The sequence below is a fragment of the Enterococcus sp. AZ149 genome (assembly GCF_051714285.1).
Lineage (GTDB): Bacteria > Bacillota > Bacilli > Lactobacillales > Enterococcaceae > Enterococcus_D > Enterococcus_D entomosocium.
The window spans coordinates 1,817,465-1,842,857 of the sequence record NZ_JBIORO010000001.1; the positions used below are offsets into that span (position 1 = coordinate 1,817,465).

At 42.3% G+C, this 25,393-nt stretch carries 24 protein-coding genes; all 24 read right to left on the bottom strand.

Going from position 1 to position 25,393, the window contains the following annotated elements:
* Positions 1 to 156 precede the first annotated feature (156 nt).
* The 24 genes from coaE to gatC all read right to left on the bottom strand — a co-directional run bounded on the left by coaE (position 157) and on the right by gatC (position 25,329).
* Positions 157 to 750 carry a dephospho-CoA kinase gene (gene coaE, locus IGI94_RS08540; RefSeq protein WP_438899630.1) on the bottom strand — a complete coding sequence of 198 codons (594 nt, stop codon included), beginning with the start codon at positions 748 to 750 and terminating at the stop codon, positions 157 to 159.
* Positions 747 to 1,589: a DNA-formamidopyrimidine glycosylase gene (gene mutM, locus IGI94_RS08545; protein ID WP_016611848.1), complete on the bottom strand. Its 843-nt coding sequence runs from the start codon at positions 1,587 to 1,589 to the stop codon at positions 747 to 749. Before mutM ends, coaE begins: the two co-directional genes overlap by 4 nt.
* A 15-nt stretch (positions 1,590 to 1,604) precedes the next feature.
* Positions 1,605 to 4,250 (bottom strand): DNA polymerase I, encoded by a 2,646-nt coding sequence (gene polA / locus IGI94_RS08550; protein WP_086299407.1) that lies wholly within the window; start codon positions 4,248 to 4,250, stop codon positions 1,605 to 1,607.
* Between the two features lie 125 nt (positions 4,251 to 4,375).
* The gene (locus IGI94_RS08555; RefSeq protein WP_016620070.1) at positions 4,376 to 5,068 is read right to left on the bottom strand and encodes a Bax inhibitor-1/YccA family protein; all 693 of its coding nucleotides are present in this window, start codon (positions 5,066 to 5,068) and stop codon (positions 4,376 to 4,378) included.
* Complete coding sequence (locus IGI94_RS08560; protein ID WP_438899631.1) at positions 5,061 to 5,534, bottom strand: MaoC family dehydratase; 474 nt, start codon at positions 5,532 to 5,534, stop codon at positions 5,061 to 5,063. The genes IGI94_RS08555 and IGI94_RS08560 overlap by 8 nt, the downstream gene beginning before the upstream one ends.
* A 141-nt stretch (positions 5,535 to 5,675) precedes the next feature.
* Positions 5,676 to 7,010, bottom strand: coding sequence for a UDP-N-acetylmuramate--L-alanine ligase (gene murC, locus IGI94_RS08565; protein ID WP_005235767.1), 1,335 nt, complete (start codon positions 7,008 to 7,010; stop codon positions 5,676 to 5,678).
* 114 nt (positions 7,011 to 7,124) lie between these two features.
* Positions 7,125 to 7,589, bottom strand: coding sequence for a SprT family protein (locus IGI94_RS08570; RefSeq protein ID WP_005235765.1), 465 nt, complete (start codon positions 7,587 to 7,589; stop codon positions 7,125 to 7,127).
* Positions 7,586 to 9,772 (bottom strand): Tex family protein, encoded by a 2,187-nt coding sequence (locus tag IGI94_RS08575; protein WP_438899632.1) that lies wholly within the window; start codon positions 9,770 to 9,772, stop codon positions 7,586 to 7,588. The genes IGI94_RS08570 and IGI94_RS08575 overlap by 4 nt, the downstream gene beginning before the upstream one ends.
* Positions 9,773 to 9,907: 135 nt before the next feature.
* Positions 9,908 to 10,642, bottom strand: a complete 735-nt coding sequence (locus IGI94_RS08580) for a metallophosphoesterase family protein (RefSeq protein WP_194188481.1) — start codon at positions 10,640 to 10,642, stop codon at positions 9,908 to 9,910.
* Between the two features lie 164 nt (positions 10,643 to 10,806).
* Complete coding sequence (locus IGI94_RS08585) at positions 10,807 to 11,178, bottom strand: VOC family protein (protein WP_042890720.1); 372 nt, start codon at positions 11,176 to 11,178, stop codon at positions 10,807 to 10,809.
* Between the two features lie 22 nt (positions 11,179 to 11,200).
* Positions 11,201 to 11,614, bottom strand: coding sequence for a DUF1149 family protein (locus tag IGI94_RS08590; protein ID WP_042890719.1), 414 nt, complete (start codon positions 11,612 to 11,614; stop codon positions 11,201 to 11,203).
* A gap of 92 nt (positions 11,615 to 11,706) precedes the next feature.
* Positions 11,707 to 12,759, bottom strand: coding sequence for a SepM family pheromone-processing serine protease (locus IGI94_RS08595; protein WP_005235759.1), 1,053 nt, complete (start codon positions 12,757 to 12,759; stop codon positions 11,707 to 11,709).
* Complete coding sequence (gene coaD, locus IGI94_RS08600; RefSeq protein WP_086316168.1) at positions 12,749 to 13,243, bottom strand: pantetheine-phosphate adenylyltransferase; 495 nt, start codon at positions 13,241 to 13,243, stop codon at positions 12,749 to 12,751. The genes IGI94_RS08595 and coaD overlap by 11 nt, the downstream gene beginning before the upstream one ends.
* A gap of 1 nt (position 13,244) precedes the next feature.
* Entirely contained in the window at positions 13,245 to 13,799 is a 555-nt protein-coding gene (gene rsmD / locus IGI94_RS08605; protein WP_086316169.1) for a 16S rRNA (guanine(966)-N(2))-methyltransferase RsmD, read from the bottom strand.
* A gap of 100 nt (positions 13,800 to 13,899) precedes the next feature.
* Positions 13,900 to 14,244 carry a YlbG family protein gene (locus tag IGI94_RS08610; protein WP_086316170.1) on the bottom strand — a complete coding sequence of 115 codons (345 nt, stop codon included), beginning with the start codon at positions 14,242 to 14,244 and terminating at the stop codon, positions 13,900 to 13,902.
* Positions 14,231 to 14,659 (bottom strand): YlbF family regulator, encoded by a 429-nt coding sequence (locus IGI94_RS08615; protein ID WP_086316171.1) that lies wholly within the window; start codon positions 14,657 to 14,659, stop codon positions 14,231 to 14,233. The genes IGI94_RS08610 and IGI94_RS08615 overlap by 14 nt, the downstream gene beginning before the upstream one ends.
* A complete protein-coding gene (locus tag IGI94_RS08620) occupies positions 14,646 to 15,776 on the bottom strand; it encodes a CAP-associated domain-containing protein (protein WP_086316172.1) in 1,131 nt (376 codons plus the stop codon). The genes IGI94_RS08615 and IGI94_RS08620 overlap by 14 nt, the downstream gene beginning before the upstream one ends.
* Before the next feature lie 15 nt (positions 15,777 to 15,791).
* Positions 15,792 to 19,220 (bottom strand): pyruvate carboxylase, encoded by a 3,429-nt coding sequence (locus IGI94_RS08625; protein ID WP_005235747.1) that lies wholly within the window; start codon positions 19,218 to 19,220, stop codon positions 15,792 to 15,794.
* A gap of 22 nt (positions 19,221 to 19,242) precedes the next feature.
* Positions 19,243 to 20,406 carry an FtsW/RodA/SpoVE family cell cycle protein gene (locus tag IGI94_RS08630; RefSeq protein WP_005235746.1) on the bottom strand — a complete coding sequence of 388 codons (1,164 nt, stop codon included), beginning with the start codon at positions 20,404 to 20,406 and terminating at the stop codon, positions 19,243 to 19,245.
* Between the two features lie 2 nt (positions 20,407 to 20,408).
* Positions 20,409 to 20,708 carry a YlaN family protein gene (locus IGI94_RS08635; protein WP_008380108.1) on the bottom strand — a complete coding sequence of 100 codons (300 nt, stop codon included), beginning with the start codon at positions 20,706 to 20,708 and terminating at the stop codon, positions 20,409 to 20,411.
* 371 nt (positions 20,709 to 21,079) lie between these two features.
* Positions 21,080 to 22,114, bottom strand: a complete 1,035-nt coding sequence (locus IGI94_RS08640) for a diacylglycerol kinase (RefSeq protein WP_005235735.1) — start codon at positions 22,112 to 22,114, stop codon at positions 21,080 to 21,082.
* Between the two features lie 10 nt (positions 22,115 to 22,124).
* Positions 22,125 to 23,555 (bottom strand): Asp-tRNA(Asn)/Glu-tRNA(Gln) amidotransferase subunit GatB, encoded by a 1,431-nt coding sequence (gatB, locus tag IGI94_RS08645; protein WP_005225979.1) that lies wholly within the window; start codon positions 23,553 to 23,555, stop codon positions 22,125 to 22,127.
* Positions 23,552 to 25,024 carry an Asp-tRNA(Asn)/Glu-tRNA(Gln) amidotransferase subunit GatA gene (gene gatA / locus IGI94_RS08650; RefSeq protein WP_005235733.1) on the bottom strand — a complete coding sequence of 491 codons (1,473 nt, stop codon included), beginning with the start codon at positions 25,022 to 25,024 and terminating at the stop codon, positions 23,552 to 23,554. The genes gatB and gatA overlap by 4 nt, the downstream gene beginning before the upstream one ends.
* The gene (gene gatC, locus IGI94_RS08655) at positions 25,024 to 25,329 is read right to left on the bottom strand and encodes an Asp-tRNA(Asn)/Glu-tRNA(Gln) amidotransferase subunit GatC (protein ID WP_005225977.1); all 306 of its coding nucleotides are present in this window, start codon (positions 25,327 to 25,329) and stop codon (positions 25,024 to 25,026) included. Before gatC ends, gatA begins: the two co-directional genes overlap by 1 nt.
* Between the last annotated feature and the right edge of the window lie 64 nt (positions 25,330 to 25,393).

Below are 25,393 nucleotides of genomic sequence, written 5' to 3' on the forward strand. Positions count from 1 at the left end.
ATATTTAACCATTCATACACGATCGTCTTACTTTCCAAACCAAACAGTTTCCGACATGTTTCAGCGCCAGTTGTTTTTGGAAATGATAGGGCTAGGTTTGCTATTGAAAGATAAAATAGCAGGTTCCCTTTTACTGAAGGGAACCTGCTGTCTTATCTATTTGTTTAAGGATGCTAACCAATCATCGATCTGCTGATTGAGTTGGGCGATCGTTCCTTGATTATCAAAGACAATATCTGCCCGTTGTTTCTTTTTCTCAATGGAAAGCTGACTGTCGATTCGTTGTTGCGCTTCTTGCTCACTCAGTTGATTACGTGCCTTCAACCGCTCTTTTTGAAGCGCTTCTGGCACATAAACGACTGCGGTTTGATCCATGTATTGGTCGTAGTCGGCTTCATAAAGCAAAGGAATGTCAACGATCAACAAGGGCACTTCCTGTTTTTTTTCTTCGATCTGAGACAAAATCTCTTGTCGAATAAAAGGAGATAACGTCTGATTCAGCATGCGGCGTTTTTCTGGATCGTTAAAAATCAAAGCACCGAGGGTTTGTCGATCTAGGTGCCCATCATCTGTCAAAATCTGCGGACCAAAGGCTTGCGTCACCGCCTGCAAGCCCTCCGTATTCGGTTCAACGACTTCTCTTGCGATGATATCGGCATCAATAATCGGTAAACCCAGTGATCGAAAATGCGCGACTGCAGTACTTTTTCCAGTGGCGATTCCCCCAGTGACGCCTAAAACAAAACTCATTTGTTGGACCTCACATGCAGTTTTTGACACTGAGGACAAAAATGCGTCCCCCGTTGGGCAACTTTGATCTTGACGATTGGTGTGCCACATCGGCCACAAGGATTGCCTGTCTGGCCATAGACATTTAATGACATTTGGAATTTCCCGGCTTCTCCTAGTGCATTGAGATAGGTCCGAATGGTAGTTCCGCCTGCTTCAACAGCTCGTTCTAAGACATCGATGATTGCTTTATGCAGCACATCTACTTCAGTTGGCATTAATGAATCCGCTGGTTGCTCTGGATGGATTTTTGCTTGCCACAGCGCCTCATCTACATAAATATTGCCCAAACCAGTAACGAGCTTTTGGTCAAGCAATAACGGTTTGATGGCTTTTTTCGAACGCTTCAATCCTTGTTCAAATGCCTCTAATAAAAACAATTCAGGCTTAGGCTCAGGACCTAATTGCATGATGCCTTTATAGGCTGCGCTTTGGTCTTTATCCACTAAGGTCATACGTCCAAATTTTCTTACATCATGGTAATTTAACTGACTGCCATCCGTAAAATGGAAAATGACATGTGTATGTTTATCGACAATCGGGTCTGACTCAAAATACTCGTACTTGCCTTCCATTCGTAGATGAGAGATCAGATCATAATCTGTCAATTTAAAAATCAAAAATTTTCCACGTCGTTCAAATTTTTCAAAACGTTGCCCTTTCAAAAGCGCCGAAAAGATCGGTACTTCAGGACTTTCAATGATTCGCGGCCACAGGATCTCGACCGATTCGATCGTTTTATTCAAAACAAGTTTTTCAAGTCCTTTACGGACCGTTTCAACTTCTGGTAATTCCGGCACCTCTGTTCACCTCATTTATTTTGCATCGTACCATGTTTTGCCCCAATTGCTGTCTGTCAGTAAAGGGACATGCAATGCAACGGCTTGCTCCATCACTTCTTTCACTAAAGCGTCAAGACGAGGCAATTCAGATTCAGGTACTTCAAAGACTAGTTCATCGTGTACTTGCAGCAGCATCGTTGCTGCTAATTTTTCTTCTTTCAAACGTTTCGCCAAATCGATCATGGCAATTTTTAAGATATCCGCCGCACTGCCTTGAATCGGTGTATTGATGGCGGTTCTTTCGGCAAAAGTTCGAATATTGAAATTGCGAGAATTGATATCAGGTAGGTAACGACGGCGATGATACAAGGTTTCAACGTACCCTTTGTCCTTCGCCTCACGAACCACATCCTCCATATACGTTTTCACACCAGGATATTTTTCAAAATACGTATCGATGTATTGTTGGGCGGCTTTTCTGGTGATTCCTAGATTCTGTGATAATCCATAATCAGAAATCCCATAAACGATACCGAAGTTGACCGCTTTGGCTTGACGACGCATATTTGGTGTCACATCTTCTGCTTTTTCGATACCAAAGACTCGCATCGCTGTGCTTGAATGGATATCTTGACCTTCGATAAAGGCTTCTTTCAAATGGGTATCATCTGAAATATGTGCCAACACCCGCAATTCGATTTGAGAGTAGTCAGAAGAATAGATAACCCAATCAGCTTCTCGTGGCACAAAGGCTTCGCGGATCTTTCGACCTTCTTCTAAACGAATCGGAATGTTTTGTAAGTTTGGATCGACAGAACTTAAACGACCAGTTTGGGTCAAGGTTTGTACATATCGCGTATGGACTTTGCCATCTCCTTGGATCACTTTTAATAAGCCTTCTACATAGGTTGATTGGATCTTAGCGATTTGACGATAAGTCAAAATGTCTTCAACGATTGGTGCTTGCTCTTTTAGTTGTTCTAACACATCGACTGCGGTCGAATAGCCAGTTTTGGTTTTTTTGATAACTGGTAAGCCCATTTTTTCAAATAAAATCACACCCAGTTGTTTCGGCGAGTTTAAGTTGAAGGTTTCTCCAGCTTCGGCGTAGATTTTTTCTTCAATTTCATGCAACCGTTGTGCAAATTCGCCCTTCATCTGATGCAAGCGAGACGCATCAACTTTGATGCCGGTAATCTCCATCTCAGCTAAAATCATTGATAAAGGCAGTTCCATTTCTTCAAAGAGCGCTGTTTGATTTTTCGCTGCCAATTCTTCCGTAAGTTTTGGTGTTAGGTTTGTAATCGCCGCTACTTTACGGGCTAAATGAGCAAAGAAGTCTTCCTCATCCGCCGGCAGCCCTTTTTTCGCTCCTTTTCCATAAATCGCTTCATCCGATTGGATCGCATCATAGCCATAGTGAGCGGCAACACCTGCGATGTCATTATTCGTATCATTCGTGTCTAAAAGATAAGCTGCCAATAAAACATCAAAAGCGATTCCCTTTGGTGCTGTCGTGTACCGGTTTAACGCCACGTACGTGCGTTTGGCATCATAGACGAATTTTTTACGTTTCTCGTCTTTTAACCAATCGGTAAAGGCCGGACTTTCAAACAATTCTTCACGATTGCTGACATAAATTTTTTCTTGATTGCCCCAAGCAACACCGACAATGTCTTCCAAATGATAGTTATCCCCCATCATCTCGACATACAATGCTGTGTCTCCCTGGAACATATCTTCCGTTACTTCTTCAACGACCGAAAACAAAATGTCTTCCATCTCAACTGGTTCAGCTGTAATCTGCAGCTTATCTAAGAAGCTATTAAAGTTCATTTCTTGGTAGAATGGCACCAATTTCTCTAAATCTTTGCCTTCATATTTCAGTTTGTCGACATCGACCTCAATGGGCGCATCCACATCGATGGTTGCTAATTGTTTTGAAAGAAAGGCGATCTCACGGTCATTGATCAAGTTTTCTTTCATCTTGCTTTTTTTCATTTCATCGATGTGTTCATAGATTCCCTCAACGGAGCCATATTCCTTTAAAAGCTTAATGGCTGTCTTCTCACCAATTTTGGTGACGCCGGGAATATTATCGGAAGCATCGCCAGCTAGTCCTTTCATGTCGATGATTTGTAAGGGCGTTAGGCCGTCATATTTTTCAGCCACATGAGCGGGCGTATAACTTTCAATTTCGCTAACGCCTTTGACCGTAATGTCAACTTTCACGTGCTCCGTTGCCAGCTGGGTCAAATCGCGATCGCCAGATAAAACGACGACATCAAATAGCTCTTTATCGACTTTATTTGCCAATGTGCCAATGATATCATCGGCTTCATAGTTATCTAATTCGTAGTATTGAACACCTAACGCGTTGATCAATTCGCGAATGTAAGGCATTTGTTCTTTAAATTCCCCAGGGGTTTTTGAACGTCCACCTTTATAATCTTCATACATCGCTGTCCTGAAGGTGGTTTTTCCAGCATCAAAAGCCACTAAAACATGTGTTGGCTGTTCTTTTGCCATCACATTTTCAAACATAGTATGAAACGCATAGATGGCATTTGTGTGCAGCCCATTGGCATTTTTAAACCGTTCTAATGAATTATGCAACGCAAAAAACGCGCGAAAAGCCACACTATTCCCATCAACGAGTAGTAATTTATTTTTTGGCATTTGATTACTCCTTTTCTCAAAAAGTTCTTCTTTATTCTATCAAAGAACGGGCACAAAAGCGATGAATTGCTTTGTTTTCTCTCTCATTTTATACAAAAAAAAAGGCGAGTTTCCTCGCACTTTTTTTAGTTGTTTTTTCCAAAGATACGCAATAACGCAAGGAATAAGTTGATAAAATCTAAATACAGTTGTAGTGCCATGAAAACGGCCACTCCAGTATTTGCGCCACCATTCGTTGCGAAGTATACATTGCGGATTTGCTGATTGTCATAAGCGGTGATTCCCATAAAGACAAAGACGGTCACGATCGATAAGAAAAAGTCAACCGGTTGACTGCGTAAAATAAATACATTCAAGAGCGTTGAGATGATGATCCCGATCAACAGACCATAGCCGATACGACCAACCACACTTAGATCACGTTTGGTCATGATCCCAAATGCTGACATGACACCAAAAGTGACGGCTGCTGAAACAAATGCTCCCACGATCGATCCAAAGTCATAGATCATCAATGTCACAGACAAGGTCAATCCATTCAAGAGCGAATAGACTAAAAAGCCAGCAACGGTCAAGGATGGATTTTTCTGCGCCTTCACACCTAATACAATGACTAAAATGATCTGTAAGATCCAAAGACCGGTAAATCCTAGCGGAAAATTGTTGATAAATTGCAGGGTTTGCGCTTGGAAGACTTCCCCAAAAATATAGGCTGAAATCGCACTGATCGCAAGCCCAACGCCGAAGAATAAATACACTTTTGAATAAAAGCGATTTAAGCCTTGGGCTTGGACGGTTTCATTGTTTAAATTATTCATCTTGTTGTTCCTCCTCATTTACTACTACTGCTTTTGGCGGCTGGACCATGACCACAGCATCTAAAATACGATGATCTTCTGTGTTGATCGCTTCAACCGAAATAGTTACCACGTCTTTCATTTTATCCACTTTGATCACTTCGAATTCAAAGGTCAATGTTTCATAATGATATACAGGTTCAATAAAGTTCACCGAAAAATTGACTACATGAGAGCCAGGACCAGGCAAATGTTTCGATACGGCACTGGTGATGATCCCCATCAACATGATGGATGGGACGATTGGACGCTGATACTCAGTATTTTGCGTGTAGTCATGTTGAATATACAAAGGGTTTGCATCATTAGTAAGCCCTAAATATAACAACAGTTGATTGTCTTCGATCGATTCTGTTAAGGATAACGAATCGCCTTCCTCGATATCTTCAATACTTTTCCCTATTTTTCGCGGTTTTCCTATATTCAAAATTTAATTCCTCCAAAAAGAATAGTTTCATCTGAGTATATTCTATCAGATGCCGACAAAAGTGCAAGTTCGCGGTGCTGCTTTTGCAAAAAATTCAGATGTAAAAAACTCTTGCAGCAAACACGCCACAAGAGTCTTTGATTACAATACGTTACGAGTTGTATTGCTTAGTAGTTTTTCATAGGCTGTTTCAAATTTTTGCACATCTCCTGCTCCCATGAAAATCACGACAGCATTTTGATGATCTAGTAGCGGAGAAACGTTCTCTTCTTTGATCACAGTTCCGCCTCTTTGAATTTTATTGCCCAGATCTTCAATCTTAACATCCCCTCGAGATTCACGGGCAGATCCAAAAATGTCACATAGATACACATGGTCTGCAAGATCTAACGCTTCCGCAAATTCATCCATTAAAGCGATCGTACGGGTAAAGGTATGAGGTTGGAAGACAGCAATAATCTCTTTATCCGGATATTTTTGACGAGCGCCATCAATCGTTGCTTTGATTTCTGCAGGATGATGGGCGTAATCGTCTACGATCGTCATATCCGCTACGATTTTTTCGCTGAAGCGACGTTTCACTCCAGGGAATGAGAGCATCTCAGCGGCAACTTCTTTCATGTCCAATCCTTCTTTGTAAGCCACAGCGATCACACTGAGTGCGTTGTTGATGTTGTGTTGACCAAACGCTGGCAAGACAAAATGGCCAATATTTTCACCATGGATAAAGACGTCGAACTCTGAACCTTGGGTGGTGCGTTCAATGTTTTTTGCTTGAACATCGTCGTTATCGTTGACGCCGTAATAGTAGATCGGGACATCTGCTTCAAGTTTACGCAGGTACTCGTCATCACCAAAAGCAAAAATGCCTTTTTTTACTTGACTTGCCATCGATTGAAAGGCTGAGAAGACATCGTCAATCGAGTGGAAATAGTCCGGATGATCAAAATCGATGTTGGTCATAATTGCATAGTCCGGTGAATAAGCTAAGAAATGACGGCGGTATTCACAAGCTTCAAACGAGAAGAATTCCGCATCGGGCTCTCCATGACCGGTACCATCGCCAATCAAGAAACTTGTTGGCCGGATGCCGCTTAAAACATGAGAAAGCAATCCTGTCGTACTGGTTTTTCCGTGAGAACCAGTCACAGCAATACTCGTATAGGGCTGAATGAATTGGCCAATAAAGTCATGATAACGAGTGACTTCTAAACCAAGTTCTTTGGCCCGTATGATTTCTTCGTGGGTGTCAGGGAAAGCATTCCCTTGGATAATGACCATTTCTGGTTGAATGTTTGCTTTATCGAAAGGCAACAATTTGATTGCTGCTTTTTCTAGATCACGTTGAGTGAAGAAATATTCTTCCACATCAGAGCCTTGTACTTGGTAGCCTTTTTCGTGCAGAATCAAAGCCAATGAACTCATACCGGAACCTTTGATTCCAACAAAATGATGTATTTTGTTTTGATTTTCCATTATTATAATCCTCTTTTCTCAAATCCGCGTCGTAAAAAAACGCGTGTATTGACAAATATCAGGTTGTCACACGACCTACATTATCATACAAAATGAAAAAAATAGCAACGAGTTTTATTTTTCGACTTGACTTTTCTCATCATTTCCTATTTCTAGCAAACGTCCGCGACATTTTCCACAAACAAATTTTTTGATATCCACACGCCGCTGCCGCCGAATCTCGCAGCCACAATTTTGACATCGATAGCAATGCTTAGCTGTTCTTATGGCAGGAGGTGCATACCGTAGGCCTCCCGTTTTTGCCAGCAATGCTTTAAAAGCAGGATCTTGGTGACGATGACCAAGACCTGCTAAATGCAAATGATAGTGACATAATTCATGCTTGATAATGCCGATAAAAACCTCCATCCCGTGTTCAGTAAGCATCACTGGATTGAAATCCAAGTGGTGATCACTTAGATGGTAACGGCCACCGGTTGTTTTTAAGCGAGAATTAAATACCGCTCGATGCGTAAATGGTTTATTGAAAACAGACAGCGAAAGCTCTTCCACCAAACGCTGCAATTCTTGTTGGGTCATTTAGCATTTCCTGGATCGACCATTGTTAAACTGATACGGCCTTTTTTGACATCTACTTGCTCGATCCAAACGGTTACGACGTCACCAACGGAAACAACGTCTTTCGGATGTTTTACAAACGAACGGCTCAGCTTCGACAAATGAACCAGTCCATCTTGTTTGACACCGATATCGACGAAAGCACCAAAGTCGATCACATTTCGAACAGTTCCTTTCAATTCCATTCCCGGTTTTAGATCCTCCATACTCAACACATCTTTGCGCAATAATGGGGCTGGCATTTCATCCCGCATATCACGTCCTGGCTGCATTAACGCTTTTAAGATATCTGTGATGGTTTCTTTCCCGACAGACAATTTAGCAGAAAGTTCTGCTGGACGCATTTGCGCCAACTTCACTTTATTTTCTTCCGATTGTTCTTTCCCAAGCCCCGCTAGAGAAATATCCGCGAGCGCCAAAATTTCTTTGGCAGTGTCATAACTTTCTGGATGAATCCCGGTATTGTCCAAAATGACTTTTCCGCCAGGAATCCGCATAAAACCGATCGCCTGTTCATAGGCCTTTGGCCCTAAGCGAGGGACTTTTTTCAGTTGATTGCGCTGCGTAAATACCCCCTTTTCTTCTCGATAAGTCACAATATTTTGAGCGGTCGTTTTATTTAGACCAGCCACGTGCTGTAAGAGTGCCGCACTTGCGGTATTGACATCAACGCCTACTTGGTTGACGACTGTTTCAACGACAAAATCCAATTGTTCGGCTAAGCGTTTTTGTGAGACGTCATGCTGATATTGCCCGACGCCCACCGATTGTGGATCAATTTTGACTAATTCTGCCAGCGGATCTTGCAGACGGCGACCAATACTGATGGCACTGCGTTCTTCCACTTGCAGATCAGGGAATTCTTGCCGGGCGATCGGACTGGCCGAATAAACAGAAGCGCCTGCCTCATTCACGATCACATAATATACCTCTTGATCGATCAATTTTAATTGTTCAGCGACGAATTGCTCTGACTCTCGACTCGCCGTCCCATTACCGATTGCGACCATTTCAACTTTATAGGTTTGCAATAAGCGACGAAACGCTGGTCCAGCCGCTTCTCGTTTATTCATCGGCGCCGGTTTATGGGGATAGATCACTTCGATCGCTAATACTTTTCCTGTCTCATCAACGACGGCCAATTTACAGCCCGTTCGATACGCTGGATCAAACCCTAAAACGACTTTCCCCTTCAACGGAGGCTGCAGCAGCAGATTGCGAAGATTTTCTCCAAAAATCGCAATTGCTTGTTCGTCGGCTTTTTCTGTCAACTCATTGCGGATCTCTCGTTCGATCGCTGGTAAGATAAAACGTTTCAAGGCGTCAGCAGCAGCAGTTTGGACAAAACTGGCTGCGGGTGAATCACTATTTGTGATCAATTTCCGACGTAGGTACTCCATGATTTTTTCTTCATCTGCCACAAGCGTTACCTTCAAAATGTCTTCTTTTTCTCCACGATTGGTGGCTAAAACCCGGTGGGAAACCATCTTATTGATAGGATGTTGGAAATCGTAATACATTTCATAAACGCCTTTTTCATCTTTTTCAGCATTTTTGACCGTGCTCTTATACAGTCCTTTGTTAGAATAATAGCTCCGAATCCAACTTCGAAATTCTGCAGTATCACCAACGCCTTCTGCAATGATCTCATGGGCGCCAGCCAAGACATCTTCTACAGTAGGAACAGCATCACTCATAAATTCGGTCGCTTTTTCTTGTACGTCACCTATTTTTGAGACGCTTAACAGCCACTGAGCAAATGGTTCCAAGCCATTTTCTTTGGCGATCGTCGCTTTGGTGCGTCGTTTTTGTTTATACGGACGATACAGGTCTTCGACGGCCTGCATTTTTGTCGCAGCTAAAATCGCCTGTGATAGTTCAGGCGTTAGCTTTTCTTGTTCTTCTATCAAGCGCAAAACTTCTTGCTTGCGTTTCTCTAGGTTTTCTAAGTACTGATACCGCTCTTCGATTTCTCGAATCTGAACTTCGTCAAGTCCATTCGTCATTTCTTTACGATAGCGGGCAATAAACGGAACGGTATTTCCTTCTTGCAACAACTGTAACACCGTACTGATTTGTTTTTGGGTAAAAGAGGTTAGTTCTTGTTTCACTAAATCAAGTACCTCTTGATTCATTTCTGCCATTCGTTCTCACCTTTCCTTTGTTGCTTTTGCTATTTTAACATAAAAAAGTCAGCCATTGAGGAAACAAGAAGGCACGAAAGGAACATTGCTTCGGGGCTCTTGTAATGGCTGCTTTTCTCTTTTTAGAAAAGACTTTTAAAAGTCTGGTTGCCAAGGTCCTGCTAAATTTTGATATTCGATATCTTGAAGGACCCCTTTGTCATCAAAAATCACGCCATGCACCGATCCACCAAATACTGCCCCGCCATCGATGCCGATCTTGTCGTCTTGTTGCCAAAGATCTGTTGTCTGCATATCTCCATGCAGCATTGGCGTGATGGTATGGCCAAAAACGATCGTTTTTCCTGTACGGTTTTTCCCTTTATGAAAAGGTTCGCGAATCCAGATAAAATCGTGGTCGGTGGTCTTCCGCCAATCTTTTTTACTTAAATCCACGCCCGCATGGACAAAGAGGTACTTTCCCCACTCGTAATAAAGTGGTCGCTCCATTAAAAACTCTATTAAGTCTCCATACCTACTTCGAATCATTAAGGCGATTTCCGTCGGCGAATACTCCTCAGTGGCGCCTATATGCAAAAGACTTTCAATCGTTTCTTTGCCACCATTGCGTACGTAGGCGGCGAACCAATCCTCAGGGGCATTTAGAAATTGCAGAAAATACTCTTCGTGATTGCCACGTAAATAAATCGCTTGATGTTCTTCGACTAATTTCTTTCCAAGCAATAAACACTCTTTGGACATTGGCCCTCGGTCATTTAAATCACCAATCAAAAGCAACTGATGGATTTTCGGATCATATTCCGCAAGAAGACTTTTAAAAAGATCGGCCATTCCATGAATATCACTGATTGCATAAAGATAGTTTTGCATAGTCATTCCCTCCTTAAAGGCAATTGAGTCTCTTATTATCAATTTTAGCCCTTTGGCTGCAAAATGTCTTGCATTAAAATCAAAAAACAATCATTCGTCTTGAACGGTTCGACAGCATAGAGTCGGGTTCATAAAGACGAATGATTGATTACGATCGGTAAAACCTATTTTCCTGAAACAGCAAAATAATTGCCATCCGGATCGGCAAAATTGAAAACCAGCTGTTCTTCCATCTGAATCAATTCGCCGACTTCTGCTTCCATCTCTAAAAGTTTTTTATAGAGAGCTGTAATATCCTCAGCAAAAAACATGATCGATGGGGAATTTAATGCGACTTCAGGTGAGTGCGTTTCGATGAACTCACGGTCATATAAGACAAAATGAGCCTCTGCCTCTTTTGATGGCGCGATTTCGACAACGGATGTTCCATCAACGGTTTGTTGTTCAATGATCGCAAACCCTAGTTCTTGCCAAAACTCAACTGCTTTCGTCACATCATCAACGTAGAGCATCACTTGCATTTGATTGGAAAACAATGGGCATCCCTCCTATTTCTGGTTATTTGTCTTCTTCCTTCGCTTCTTGCGCAGCGTTCGAATTGGTATTAAAGTTCAATTGTAAACCTGGTTTGTCGGTCACGATCTCTGTCACTTCATAAGTCAAGCGTTTGACTATATCAAACAAGGGCTCAACCAAGCGGTCAGTTTCGGCTTTCGTCAAATCCTCTCCAGAATTGACTTTGCGATTCAAAATATGATTGACTTGTCCGACACGTCCTGACAAAACATAATCAGGGAACACTAATTGAAATTCTAGCCGGGCGCCAATAATACTGTTTTTTTCCATATATTCTTCATCTTTGACTTTTAACGGCGCAAAGCCGACATTCAATTTAGTTTCCATTTCTTTGTCTTTCGGTTTCATATCGAAATGATATGCTTCAACGATCGGTTGTTGTCTTTTTAATTCCACTAGATTCACACTCCTTATCTAAAAGTATAGCATAACCTTTTCTTTGAGCCTACTGTATTCTTTAGACAATAAAAAAAACGGCGAGCGCCGTTTTAATTTGCTTCTTTTAGTGTTGCTAGATAATCCAAGGCATCTTGGACATTGGCGATCGGAACGATTTTCATATCCGTGTCTAACTTCTTCGCTGCTGCCACTGCCTCTTCATAATTTGTTTTGATGGAAGGATCTATTTCACGCTCTTCGTCAGTGATTTCATCATCTGGGGCAAAGAAGATTTCTGCACCACTTTCACTGGCACTCGCTACTTTTTTATCGATCCCACCGATTCGACCAACGGTTCCGTCAGCTGAGATCGTTCCTGTCCCAGCTATGTTGTGACCTTTACGTAGGTTATCTCCGGTCAACTGTTCATAGATTTCAAGGGTGAACATCAAACCAGCGGAAGGTCCTCCGATATTGCCAGAATCGATCACGATCTCTTCATCAGAAGTGATCTCTGTATGATCGACGAGGGAGATGCCGATACCGGCTTTTTGATTGCTCTCCAGTTCAATTAGTTTGCCCGTTGCTTCTTTTTCTTCGCCATCTTGCAAGTAAGTCACGGTGATTTCATCACCAATGGTTTGACTTTGGACGTAGTCGATAAAATCTTGACTGCTTTTAAATTCTTTACCATTGACTGCGGTGACGGTATCTCCAACGGATATTTTCCCAGCAAAGCTGGAATTTGGATCGATCCCCATGACATAGACCCCTTTATAGGTCATTTCATAAGGTAAGTCTGCCAGCTTTAACGCTTGCTCAATCGCACTATTTTGCGAGGATTCCATATAGTAGCGTTGAATGCGGTTGTACTCCTCATCTGTCGCACCGCCTAAAAGTTCTTCCTCACTGATCAAGTCTTGGAATTCATTGAATTTCGTTCCAATCGCTGTGAACACGGTAGCTTGTCGAATCCCAACACTGGTCAAAGAAAAGGATCCGGCTGATGTGTCTTCTTTTTGATTGACGGTAATCAGCTCTTTTAAATCGATCGTTGCTCCTGGTTGCTCGATATAATAGGGAATCGGCAAAAAGGCACAAGCGGCGATGATCAGCGCTAAAACAAACAAGAGAACATATTTGATCGTTGATTTAAGATTCATTGGTATCACGCTTCTTTACTATAGCATCGTAGATATTTTGAGGTAAATATTCGGCAACATCGCCGTCAAAGGTCAAGATTTCTTTCAACAAACTGGAACTGATGAAACTGTGCTTTGCGTCTGCTAAAAGAAAAACGGTCTCTAATGAGGGTTCTAGGTGATGGTTCATTTCCATAATGTCCCGCTCATATTCATAGTCTTTCACACTGCGAATGCCTCTAAGCAGAAACTGGGCACCTAATTTTTTCGCAATCGTGACTGTTAGCTCTGTTTCTTGTGCCAGAATTTTGACGTTAGGAATATGGGCGAGGGCTTCTTCGATCAAATGAACTTTTTCTTCACTAGTAAAAAAACTTTTTTTATTGGTGTTTGTAAAAACGCCGACGATCAATTCATCGAAAAGCGTGGCTCCTCGCTCGATCAGATCAACATGACCGGATGTCAATGGGTCAAAACTCCCTGGAAATAAAGCAATCTTTTTCACGTTATCCCTCATTTCTATAGATCGTCACTGCCGATATGCCATAGGTTTGGGCACGGACCAAATGCAACGAGCCGATTTGTTCTGGTAAGTCGATGGACTTGTCTGTTTCGCAAACTACGTATGCAGACGGGCGAATCAATTCATCCTTCAGCATAGCTTCTAACTGATGCAGAATCTCTTGCTTTGCGTATGGCGGGTCTAAAAACAAATAGTCAAAACTTTGTCCCTCAGCTGCAAACTGCCGTAAAGCTTGATTCGCATCCATTTTTAACACCGTGAACTTTTCGGGTTCTTTGGTTATAGCAATATTTTCGCGGATCACTTTGGTTGCTGGAAAACTACGGTCGACACAAACCGCATGATTGGCACCACGAGAGACCGCTTCGATAGCCAAGCCCCCGCTTCCGCTGAATAAATCCAGTACAACTCCTCCATCTAAATATTGCCCTAACATGTTAAAAATCGCCCCTTTTACTTTGTCTGTCGTGGGGCGAGTGTTGTCTCCAGCGAGACTTTTTAATCTGCGGCCACCATATTCTCCGGCTACTACACGCATACGTTTTTCCCTCCAAGATCTTCGTAAATACAAATATAGCACTGTTTCTATAAATAGCAATAAAAAAATGGCGGTGACTCAAGGCACCCCCACTTTTTTATTACACGTTTTCTGCCAATCGAATCATCGTATTTTTTTCTTCGATATCAAACCCTTCGTCTTTCACTGGATAGGCTGCTGACGTACCAATTTTTTCAGCAAAATCCATTTCGACATCTGGTCGATAGGAAGCTTCAACTTGTCGAACAAAGTGAAACTGCTCGATTTTTGTTTTTTTGCTTTCGTATTCTTCTTCGTTCAAATAAATGACCACGTATTTCATCTTGCGTGACACATAATGAACAAAACCAAAACGGCGCAAATTCTTTAGTTGACGTAGGCTGTAAACCCATACGATCAATCCTCGACGCTTTTGCATCGTAAAAGGCTCTTTATCCTCGTGCATGACAATTTCCTCCACAACTTGATTTTGATTGAAAAAAGGGACTCCCAGCGTCCACTTTGACAGAGGGAGAAAAACAAGTAGAGATCGCCACAGTCAGTTCATCCAGCAAACGCTGCAGTTGTGTTTCACTCCAGCGATACTCACTTACTTGTTCATTAAGATCCAACTGCCGCTTGGCTGTGCGCAACGCCCGTTTTTTTTCTTTGAAATCAGGCGCATACTCACCGTAAGCTTCAATTCTTTCAAAATCTAGTTTTTTTTCTAAAAACGATTGCATCAATGTCTGAACATCAGGGTCTTGATGCATGACCTGTTTCGCTTTTTGATAGGTTTTACACGTTTCACTTGCTTTGATTGCCTTCACAAGTGCTTCGATTTGATCTTCAATCTCAAAAAAGGCTTCATCGTAAATCATCTGACGTACTATCCTCGGTCCCTTCCACATCTTCTTGCACTAAGACTACCATATTTGCTTCAGAAAAAGCAATTCCTATCTTTTCTGATTGTTCATGGGTCAGGCGCTCAGTAAATCTTGGATTACTGAACCAAGATAAAATCGTAAAAGTTGGATCATAAACAGGCGCTTCAAAGATCGAAGCAGATGCTTCCAATTCCTTTTCCGCTAACAACTCTCGCCATTCGTCATTCGATAAGACAAAATTACTTGTCTTTTCCGAAGAAAGTGCTCGCTGATAAGAATGGATTCGTTGAGAAGTCAAATGATCTGATAGATTATTGATCAAATCAGATAAAAGACCAGCTGCCTCTTGATGTGTTTGAGTATCCTGTGAGAAGCTGTCTAAGCCGATTTGCTGGCGAATTTTATCGATGATAACAAACGCCAGGGTCTCTTTTTCAAGGTTGGCTTGGGCTTGGTCAATTGTTTGCGAAACTTGAAACAGCGGTCGCTGCCCTTCCGTCAAGGGATAAGGTGCCAGTTTAAGTAATGTGGTCTGATCCAAGTAAGTGACGGCTTGCAGTTGGGCAGTCTCCTGATCAAAGAACAAAACAGCAAATGTCCCGTTGTCAAAAGCCACTAATGGACGGTAGTTCATATCTTCTTCCATCAATTCGAAACTGATCGCACGATCATTTTGTGTCAAGGTAAAGTTAGGATAGATCATGGTCAACTCCGTCAAGTCAGTCAAGGTCATGCCCATCGTAAAAGGTGCCAGGGAAGAGCCCCCGGCGCCGATTACTTTGATTGCTTGCACACTTTCACCATCGGTATTGATCTCAACATACTGTTGGTCGTCTAATTGATTGTAGACCCGAATTTCAAACTCGTAACCTGATCGATATGTTTGAACTGGAAGACCATAGACTTCTTCGAAATCCGAAACAGGTTCCCCGATCAATTCAGCTAATCCTTGAGCTGCGATTGGTTCGTAATTCATGTTTGTTGGTGCTTTGATTGGGTTTTCGATCGTCACTCTTGAATCTGAAGCGTTTTGCATGAAAACTGGCTGCAAATACACGATTATTAGGGCTAGGACAAATAAGCCGCAAAACAATAATCCTCTTCGCTTCATCTGTGGATCGACTCCTTACTTCTCTTTGACTTCAATCAAAAGATCTCCTGACTGAATTGGTTCCCCATCGGTTACATACACATGTTCAACTACGCCTGAGAAGCGGGCTTCAACCGAAGTTTCCATTTTCATCGCTTCCGTGACCATCAAGGTTTGTCCACGTGCCACCCGGTCGCCTTTTTTGACTAATACTTCTAAAACTGAGCCACTCATCGAAGCACCGATCTGTTCTTTGTTCGTTGGCTCTGCTTTACGTTTCGTTTGAACAGAGCTGATGATTGAGTTGTCCTTAACGACGATTTCTCGGCGTTGTCCGTTCAAGTTAAAGAAGAGTGTTCGGTTGCCTTCAATATCTGGCTCACCGATCTCATCTAGACGAATGATCAAGATTTTGCCTTTTTCTAATTCAACATTGATCGTTTCACCTAAGCGCATGCCGTTAAAGAAAGTTGGAGTATCAAGAACTTTCACATCTGCAAACTGTTCATAAGCTTTTCGATAATCAAGGAAGACTTGCGGATACATCAAGTAGCTCAAGACTTCTTCATGTTTTGGTTCATAGCCGATTTTCTCCGCTAGTTCTTGCTTCACATCAGCAAAATCAACTGGCTTCGCGAATGTTCCAGGACGTTCGGTAAAGGCTGGGCGTCCTTTCAAGATAATGCGCTGTAATTCTTTCGGGAAGCCACCAACTGGCTGACCTAACTCACCTTGGAAGAATGTGATTACTGACTCAGGGAAGCTTAATGTATCGCCTTTTTCAAAAACATCTTTCTCAGACAAGCCATTTTGAACCATAAAGAGTGCCATGTCCCCAACGACTTTCGAAGAAGGCGTCACTTTCACGATGTCTCCAAACATCATATTGACTTCATGATACATTTCTTTGATTTCATCCCATTTTTCGCCTAAACCAACGGCTTTGGCTTGCTGCTGGAGATTGGTATATTGTCCCCCCGGCATTTCATGCTTGTACACTTCCGTTTGAGGTGCGTTCAAGCCATTTTCAAAGGAATGGTAGTACATGCGGACATCTTCCCAGTAGTGGTTCAACTGTTGGATATTGTCTACATTGATTTCTGGGCAGCGTTCGCCGTTCAATAGTGCATAATACAAACTACTCATACTTGGTTGACTCGTTGCGCCACTGACCGCTGACATAGCGACATCCACGATGTCAACACCGGCTTTAGTAGCTGCTGAGTAAGTAATGATCCCATTTCCACTCGTATCATGGGTATGCAGATGAATCGGCACATCGATCGTATCCTTTAGCTCACTGATCAAACGATAAGCCGCTTGCGGTTTTAATAATCCAGCCATATCCTTGATAGCAATGATATGGGCACCAAGGTTTTGCAATTCTTTCGCCATATCTTTGTAGTATTGTACTGAATATTTTTGACGGGTCGGATCATTGATATCCCCGGTATAACAAATCGTTGCTTCTGCAATTTTTCCTGTATCGCGAACGGCTTGAATACTTTTCTCCATTTGTGGAACCCAGTTTAAACTATCAAAGATTCGGAACACATCAATTCCTTGCGCTGCAGATTCTTTGATGAATTCTTCCAATACATTGTCTGGATAATTGGAATATCCCACAGCATTGGAGCCTCTAAACAACATTTGCAACAAGGTATTCGGCATTTTTTTCCGGAACATCCGCAATCTTTCCCATGGATCTTCTGTTAAGAAACGGTAGGCAACGTCGAACGTTGCTCCACCCCACATTTCACTTGAGAACAATTGTGGCAGGCCAGCTTCCGTCATCGCGGCAATTTTCTTAAAGTCATGGGTTCTTACACGAGTTGCCAACAAACTTTGATGGGCATCTCGGAAGGTTGTATCCGTCAGTAAGACATTGTTTTGTTGACCGATCCATTCAACGACACCCTCGGCACCTTTCGTATCTAAAATATTTTTGGCGCTGACAAAATCAGGCGTTGCTTGGATGTGTTGTGGCATCCGTGGCTCATTATAAAATGGTTTCTTTTGTTTTTCGATCCCCGGAAATCCATTGATGGTAATTTCCCCGATATACTTCATGGTTTTGTTTCCACGATCACGAATCCGAGGGAAATTGAATAGTTCCGGCGTATTGTCGATAAAGGTGGTTTTGGCTTCACCCGAACGAAAGGCTGGATGAGAAACGACATTTCGCATGAAGAGAATGTTTGTTTTTACCCCACGTACACGAAATTCTTTCAAACAGCGCATCATTTTCTGAATCGCTTGATCAAAGGTTGCCGCATGTGTACAGACTTTTACAAGCAGTGAGTCAAAATACGGGGTTACCACCGCACCTGCGTAAGCATTTCCGACATCCAAACGAACCCCAAATCCACCTGGAGAACGGTAGGTATCAATCTTACCAGTATCTGGCATAAAATTATTCGCTGGATCTTCCGTTGTCACGCGACATTGAATCGCAACCCCTTCGAAGCGAATATCTTTTTGTTCAGGAATCCCAATTTCTTTATGCAGATCCTTGCCTTGTGCAATTAGTATTTGTGTCGTCACGATATCTAAATTGGTGATCATTTCAGTGATTGTATGTTCCACTTGGACCCGAGGGTTTACTTCGATGAAGTAAAATTTATCGCCTTCAACTAAAAATTCCACTGTTCCGGCATTGATATAGCCAACATGCTTCATCAATTGAACGGCAGCTTGACAAATTTTTTCCCGTTGTTCAGTCGTCATTGACACACAAGGTGCCACTTCGACTACTTTTTGGTGACGGCGCTGAACAGAGCAGTCACGTTCAAATAGATGGACGACATTTCCGTGCGTATCCCCTAGAATTTGGACTTCAATATGTTTTGGATTACTAATATATTTTTCAACGTAAACTTCGTCACTACCAAATGCCGCTTTCGCTTCACTTTTGGCACGTTCGTAGCCATCACGTGCTTCTTTTTCATCATGAGCGACACGCATGCCTCGACCACCGCCGCCAAGAGCTGCTTTGATCATGATTGGATAGTCATGTTCGTCAGCGAATGCTAAAACGTCGTCAATCGATGCCACTGGACCGTCAGATCCGGGAATGGATTGAATCCCCGCCTCGATCGCTGCTGCTTTTGCTTTGATCTTGTCGCCAAAAATATCTAAGTGGTGAGTGGATGGTCCGATGAAAATCAAACCTTCTTCTTCACAGCGCTGAGCAAAGCCCAGGTTTTCTGATAAAAAGCCGTACCCTGGATGAATCCCTTCGGCCCCGGCTTTTTTCGCTGTGCGAATAATATCTTCAATGTCTAAATACGCATCGATCGGTCGTTTGCCTTTCCCCACTAAATACGCTTCGTCTGCTTTAAAGCGATGGACAGAGTATTCATCCTCTGCAGCATAAATACCGACTGTTTTGATTCCTAACTCCGCACATGCGCGGAAGACACGGATCGCGATTTCTCCACGATTGGCAACAAGAATTTTCTTCATCTAATCCACTCCATTCAATTGATCAATAATTCAAATAATATTGTTTCCTCTTTTCTTCGGCACTGATATTTAATACAAAACCAATACAAATCGACAGCATCAGCAAACTTGACCCACCCTGACTTAAAAACGGAAAAGTGATTCCCGTCAATGGGATCAAACCAGTGATCCCCCCTAAGTTGATGAAAATCTGAGACATAAATAATGTCCCTATGCCGATACACATCATGGAATTAAAGGGATCTCTTGAACGGATACCGACAAGAAAGATCCGTCCCACCATATAGAACAAAACACCTAAGATAATGATCGATGGGATCAAGCCTAATTCTTCCATAACGATCGAAAATATATAATCGGTGTGCGCTTCGTTTAAGAAGCCACGTTTTTGGATACTATTTCCAAGTCCGCGTCCGAAAAGCCCACCGTTGAACATTGCGTAATACCCATTAACCATTTGATGACCTGTATTGTATTCATCCGCAAATGGGTTTAAAAATGATGAGAAGCGACTATAGACATAATCAGGTAAAAGCTTTCCACCAGTTAAATTTACCAAGAAGACGATCAATGTACTGCCTACGATTCCTGCCACACCTAATATCAGGGTATACAGGTAATTCAGACCACTAGATAATAAAACGACAAAAGCCAGTAGCATGACGATCACAGCATTCCCGAAGTCGGGATAAAAGGCCATGATCCCGGTGTAGACGAAGACGATTCCGATTGGACGCCAAACCGTTTTCCAAAACTCTTGTTGGATACCTTTTTGACGATAGGAAAGAGTCACAGATAAAAACCAGATGACAATAAATTTCAAGTACTCAGCTGGTTGAATGGAAAAGCCCGCAATCGTTAACCAACCATGTGCCCCGTTTCTTCTTGGGAAAAAGAAGGCAGCGATCAATAAAAACAAAATGACGATCATGGCGATCTGGACAAATTTTTTGTTCCGAAAAACATCCGTTTTCATTTTATACATGACAGTGATTGCTACTAGACTCAACAACCAGAATATTGCTTGATTGATGACGTAAGAAGCAGCTGTGGTCGGTTGTGTGGCGGTCATCGCAACATAGGATGTGGAGCTGTAGACCATCATCAAACCCGTAACACACATCACTATATAAGGCAGTAAAATACTATAATCTAATAAATGTCTTTTCTTTACTTTTTCTGGCAAGTTTATGCCTCCTTGCCGATTTCAGGTGTCCGCTGGTCTTCATAGACCTCGCTGTACAATTGGTTCAGATCTTTTTCGAGATCCGCCATCAATTGTTGTCCTGTTTGATTATCGACGATCCCCAAGCGGATCGCAAATGCCACTTGCCGTGATAGACCATACATTTGGGTATCAACCACTTCTTCAAATGCTTTGCATTGTGCGATACATAAACTATTTTCTTGGTTTCGGATCAGCTTTTTGATTCGTTCTGCGTCATCTCTAAGCAGATCTAGCGCTTTTGTAGAATCGATGTGCTCCATTCCGGTCCCCCCATTTCTTCGTTTCACCATTATAGCATATTCTCTCTGGCTTTTGCATCATTAGATTGCATAGAAATACGTAAATAACGAACTTTAACGAGTATATTTTCAAAAAGTTCGTTTTTTAGCGAAGATCGTTCGTTTTTCCAATTTTTCATTCGTTTTATCTTCATGAATCACGCTAATATCCGTGAAACAAACGTCCGATGTGGAACATAACGCAAAAAACGTCCTTTACTAAAATTTAAGAAAAGCTGTTCTATCAACTTTTCTTAAAAATATTCCTGTTACTTTTTCCACAATTTATTTTTTAAAAAAAGAACAGGTCCAAAAGTCCCTGTTCTTTCACTTTGCATGAAAAGAAAAATCGTTTACCTTGTTTCGTCGCCGATCTTGCCATCTCCATTGATGTCCTCATCGGAAAGACGTTCGACTTCTTTAATAAAACCTTCGCTCATCTCTTGATAGTTCTGCTCACCAACGACCGCATCATCAGGAATTTGATCGACATTCGCAAAAAACTCAATATGATTGTGTAGATTTTCAAAGCGCATAGGAGCATCTCCGCCGTATTCACCATCAAGGTTGATCATTAATCGATTGACCTGCTCTGGCGCGTCTACTTCAAGAAAAGATGTTTTCGTATAAATCAGACGACGATCGTTGATGTGCTTGCCACCATTCATCATTAAAGCAACTAAGTGGACAATCTCAAAAATATTGGCCGTTTTGACAATGATCAACGAAAATTTCCCATCGTCAAGCTTTGCATCAGGCGCAATCTGTTCAAAGCCTCCCACTGAATTCGTCAGCCCTAAAAAGAACATCGACGCTCCGCCAATGTATTCTCCGTCTTCATACTTTAGATGCATTTTGATCGGTTTGACACGAGGGAGTAATTCCGCTCCTTTTGCTAGATAAGCTAAGTAGCCAAAAACACTTTTCAACTCAGAAGGAACATCATAGGTCAGTTCTGTTAAGTGTCCGCCAGCAGCGATGTTGATAAAATACGTGTTAGGTGTTTTTCCAACATCCATCTTCACCGTTTGCTGCTTCAAAATCACTTCCGCAGCTGCTTTGATATCGGTCCGAGGAATCTTTAGTGCACGTGCGTAGTCATTGGTGGTTCCTCCAGGAATGATCGCCATTTTTGGTCGCTTTTCTAAAGGAGCGATCCCATTGACGACTTCATTGATCGTGCCATCACCACCGGCAGCTACCACCAAATCAAAACCAGCTTCGCCAGCTCTTCTTGCTTCATCACGGGCGGAAAATGGTGCAGCGGTCGTGGCAAACGCACTCGCCTCATAACCGCCTCTTTCCAAAACATCTAAAATATCTGCTAAATTTTTTCGAATCAATTCTTTCCCAGATGTCGGGTTATAGATTACTCTTGCTCTTTTCATCGCTTGCCTCTTATCGCTTTGCTAGTTCTTCTTGCAACAGCTTGTTCACAACGCCTGGATTCGCTTGTCCTTTGGTTGCTTTCATGATTTGACCAACTAAGAAACCAACTGCGCGGTCTTTTCCGTTTTTGAAGTCATCGACGGATTGTTGGTTGTTATCTAATACTTCATTGATCATTGGTAGTAATTGCGCAGGATCTGATAATTGGATCAATCCTTTGGCTTTTACGACTTCTTCAGCGTCGCCGCCGTTTGTGATCAATTCTTTGAAGACTTTTTTCGCAATCTTCGAACTGATGGTGCCATCGGCGATCAAACGAATCATTCCCGCTAAATTGTCTGGGGTTAATTTTGTTTCTGGCAGTTCCAATTTTTCACTGTTCAGATACGCTGAAACTTCCCCCATCAACCAGTTAGAAGCTTGTTTGGGATCAGCACCGGCATCAATGGTTTTTTCAAAGAAATCGGACATTTCTTTTGATAAAGTCAAGACCATTGCATCGTATTCTGGTAAGCCCAATTCAGAGATGTAACGGGCACGACGTTTTTGCGGCATTTCTGGCAAGCTTTGACGTACCCGTTCGATCCATTCATCATCGATCACAAATCGTGGGATATCTGGTTCTGGGAAGTAACGATAATCAGAAGAACCTTCTTTGACACGCATCAATAAAGTTTTGCTGGTTGCTTCATCAAAACGACGAGTTTCTTGTTGGATCTCGCCTCCAGAAAGCAATACTTTGGCTTGGCGTTTTTCTTCAAATGCTAAACCTTTTTTCACGAAGGACATAGAGTTTAAGTTTTTCAATTCTGTTTTTGTTCCGAATTGTTCTTGGCCGTAAGGTCGCAACGAAATATTGGCGTCGCAACGCATGGAACCTTCTTCCATCTTCACATCAGATACTTCTGTAAACAAGATGATTGAGCGCAATGCTTCTAGATACGCATATGCTTCTTCTGGTGAACGCATATCTGCTTCGGAAACGATCTCGATCAAAGGGGTTCCTTGACGATTTAGATCAACATAAGAATAACCGCCTTTGCCGTGCATGTTTTTCCCGGCATCTTCTTCCAAATGAACTCGCTCAATGCGGATTTTTTTCTTTTTACCTTCCACTTCGATTTCAATCCACCCATCATGACCTATCGGTTGATCGAATTGTGAAATTTGATAGGCTTTTGGATTATCAGGATAGAAATAGTTTTTGCGGTCGAAATGTGTTTCTTTTGAGATTTCACAATTCAACGCAAGCGCAGCTTTCATCCCAAATTCGATAGCCGCTTTGTTCATTACTGGTAAAACACCTGGATAGCCCCAGTCGATCACATTCGTGTTGCTATTTGGTTCAGCGCCAAAGTGAGCAGGTGCTGGAGAAAAAATCTTTGATTCTGTTTTTAATTCTACGTGGACTTCAAGCCCAATGACTGTTTCGAAGTTCATGCCTTATCCCCTCCTAAAATCACTGGTTTTTTCGTGTGGAAATCAGTTGCTTGTTCAAAGGCATAAGCCGCTTTATACATGGTTGCTTCATCAAAATGTTTCCCAATGATCTGCAAGCCGACAGGCAGTCCTTCAGAAAAACCTGCTGGAATCGACATCCCTGGCAGTCCTGCTAAGTTCACAGGAATGGTTAAAATATCATTCAAGTACATAGTGATCGGATCATTGATATTTTCTCCAATACCAAATGCTACCGTTGGGGAAGCTGGGCCAATGATCAAGTCGTATTGGCTGAAGACCTTATCGAAATCTTGTTTGATCAACGTTCGTACTTGACCGGCTTTTTTGAAGTAGGCATCGTAGTAGCCAGCACTTAGTGAAAACGTACCTAACATGATCCGACGTTTTACTTCTTCCCCGAATCCTTCACTGCGCGAATTAACATAGACATCTTCTAAATTGCTGACATTTTCTGAACGGAAACCGTAACGGATGCCGTCAAAACGTTGCAAATTAGAACTTGCTTCTGAAGAAGCGATGATATAGTAAACAGCTACCCCATACTTTGAATGTGGCAAGCTGACTTCTTCCACGGTCGCTCCTAACGCACGGAAAGTGTCTGCAGCTTTTAAGATCGCTTCTCGGACGCCCGCTTGAATTCCTTCGCCTAAGTATTCTTTTGGCAAAGCAACTTTCATGCCTTTGATATCACCAGTCAGACCTGCTGTAAAATCAGGAACAGCTGCCCCGGCTGACGTACTATCTTTTGCATCAAACCCACTGATGGCATTTAATGCGATGGCATTGTCTTTCACACCACGGGTCATTGGACCAATTTGATCTAACGAAGATGCAAACGCGATCAAACCAAAACGAGAAACCCGTCCGTATGTTGGCTTCAACCCGACGATTCCATTGAAAGCTGCTGGTTGGCGAATCGAACCACCCGTATCGCTACCTAATGATAAGGGGATTTGTCCCGCTGCAACGGCAGCCGCCGAGCCACCTGATGAACCACCAGGTACTTTTGTCTCGTCCCAAGCGTTTTTTGTTTTCTTAAAGAACGACGTTTCCGTACTCGCCCCCATCGCAAATTCATCCATGTTTAACTTACCTACTGGAATCATGTCTGCTTGGTAAACTTTGTCCATGACGGTTGCATCGTAGATTGGGTCAAAGTTGCCTAAAATTTTAGAAGCAGCTGTTGTGCGTAGATCTTTGGTAACAATGTTATCTTTGATCCCAATGGGAATCCCTGCCAACACATTGCTTTCAGTGATACCTTTTTGATCGATAGCTTGCGCTAACGCATGGGCTTTTTCTTCGTTCAATGCAAGAAACGCATCAACTTTTGGCTCTGTTTCTTTAATGCGAGCAAAGGTTTCGCTCGTTAGATCTGTCGCAGTGATTTCTTTTGATACTAATAAGCTATGCAATTCTTCTAAGCTTTTATTATATAGTTCAGTCATTAGGCACCCGCCTCCCCATTGTCAATGATTGCAGGCACTTTAATAAAGCCTTCTTCAGATTCTGGAACATTTTTCATTAATTCATCACGGTCCCAGCCACCGGTCGTTACATCTTCACGCATCACATTGATCGTTTCTGCGACATTCGATGTGAATGGTACTCCTGTGGTGTCCACTTCTTCAAGTGTTTCAACCATATCAATAATTTTTCCTAGCTGAGAGGTAAACTCATGTAATTCATCGTCTGAGAATGAAAGTTTTGCTAGTTTGGCAACGTGTTTGACTTGTTCTTCGCTGATCGCCATAAAATCCTCCTCTTTCTCGTATCCGTAATCTACGTTTACGTTTTTCCAATGTATTGTATCATTT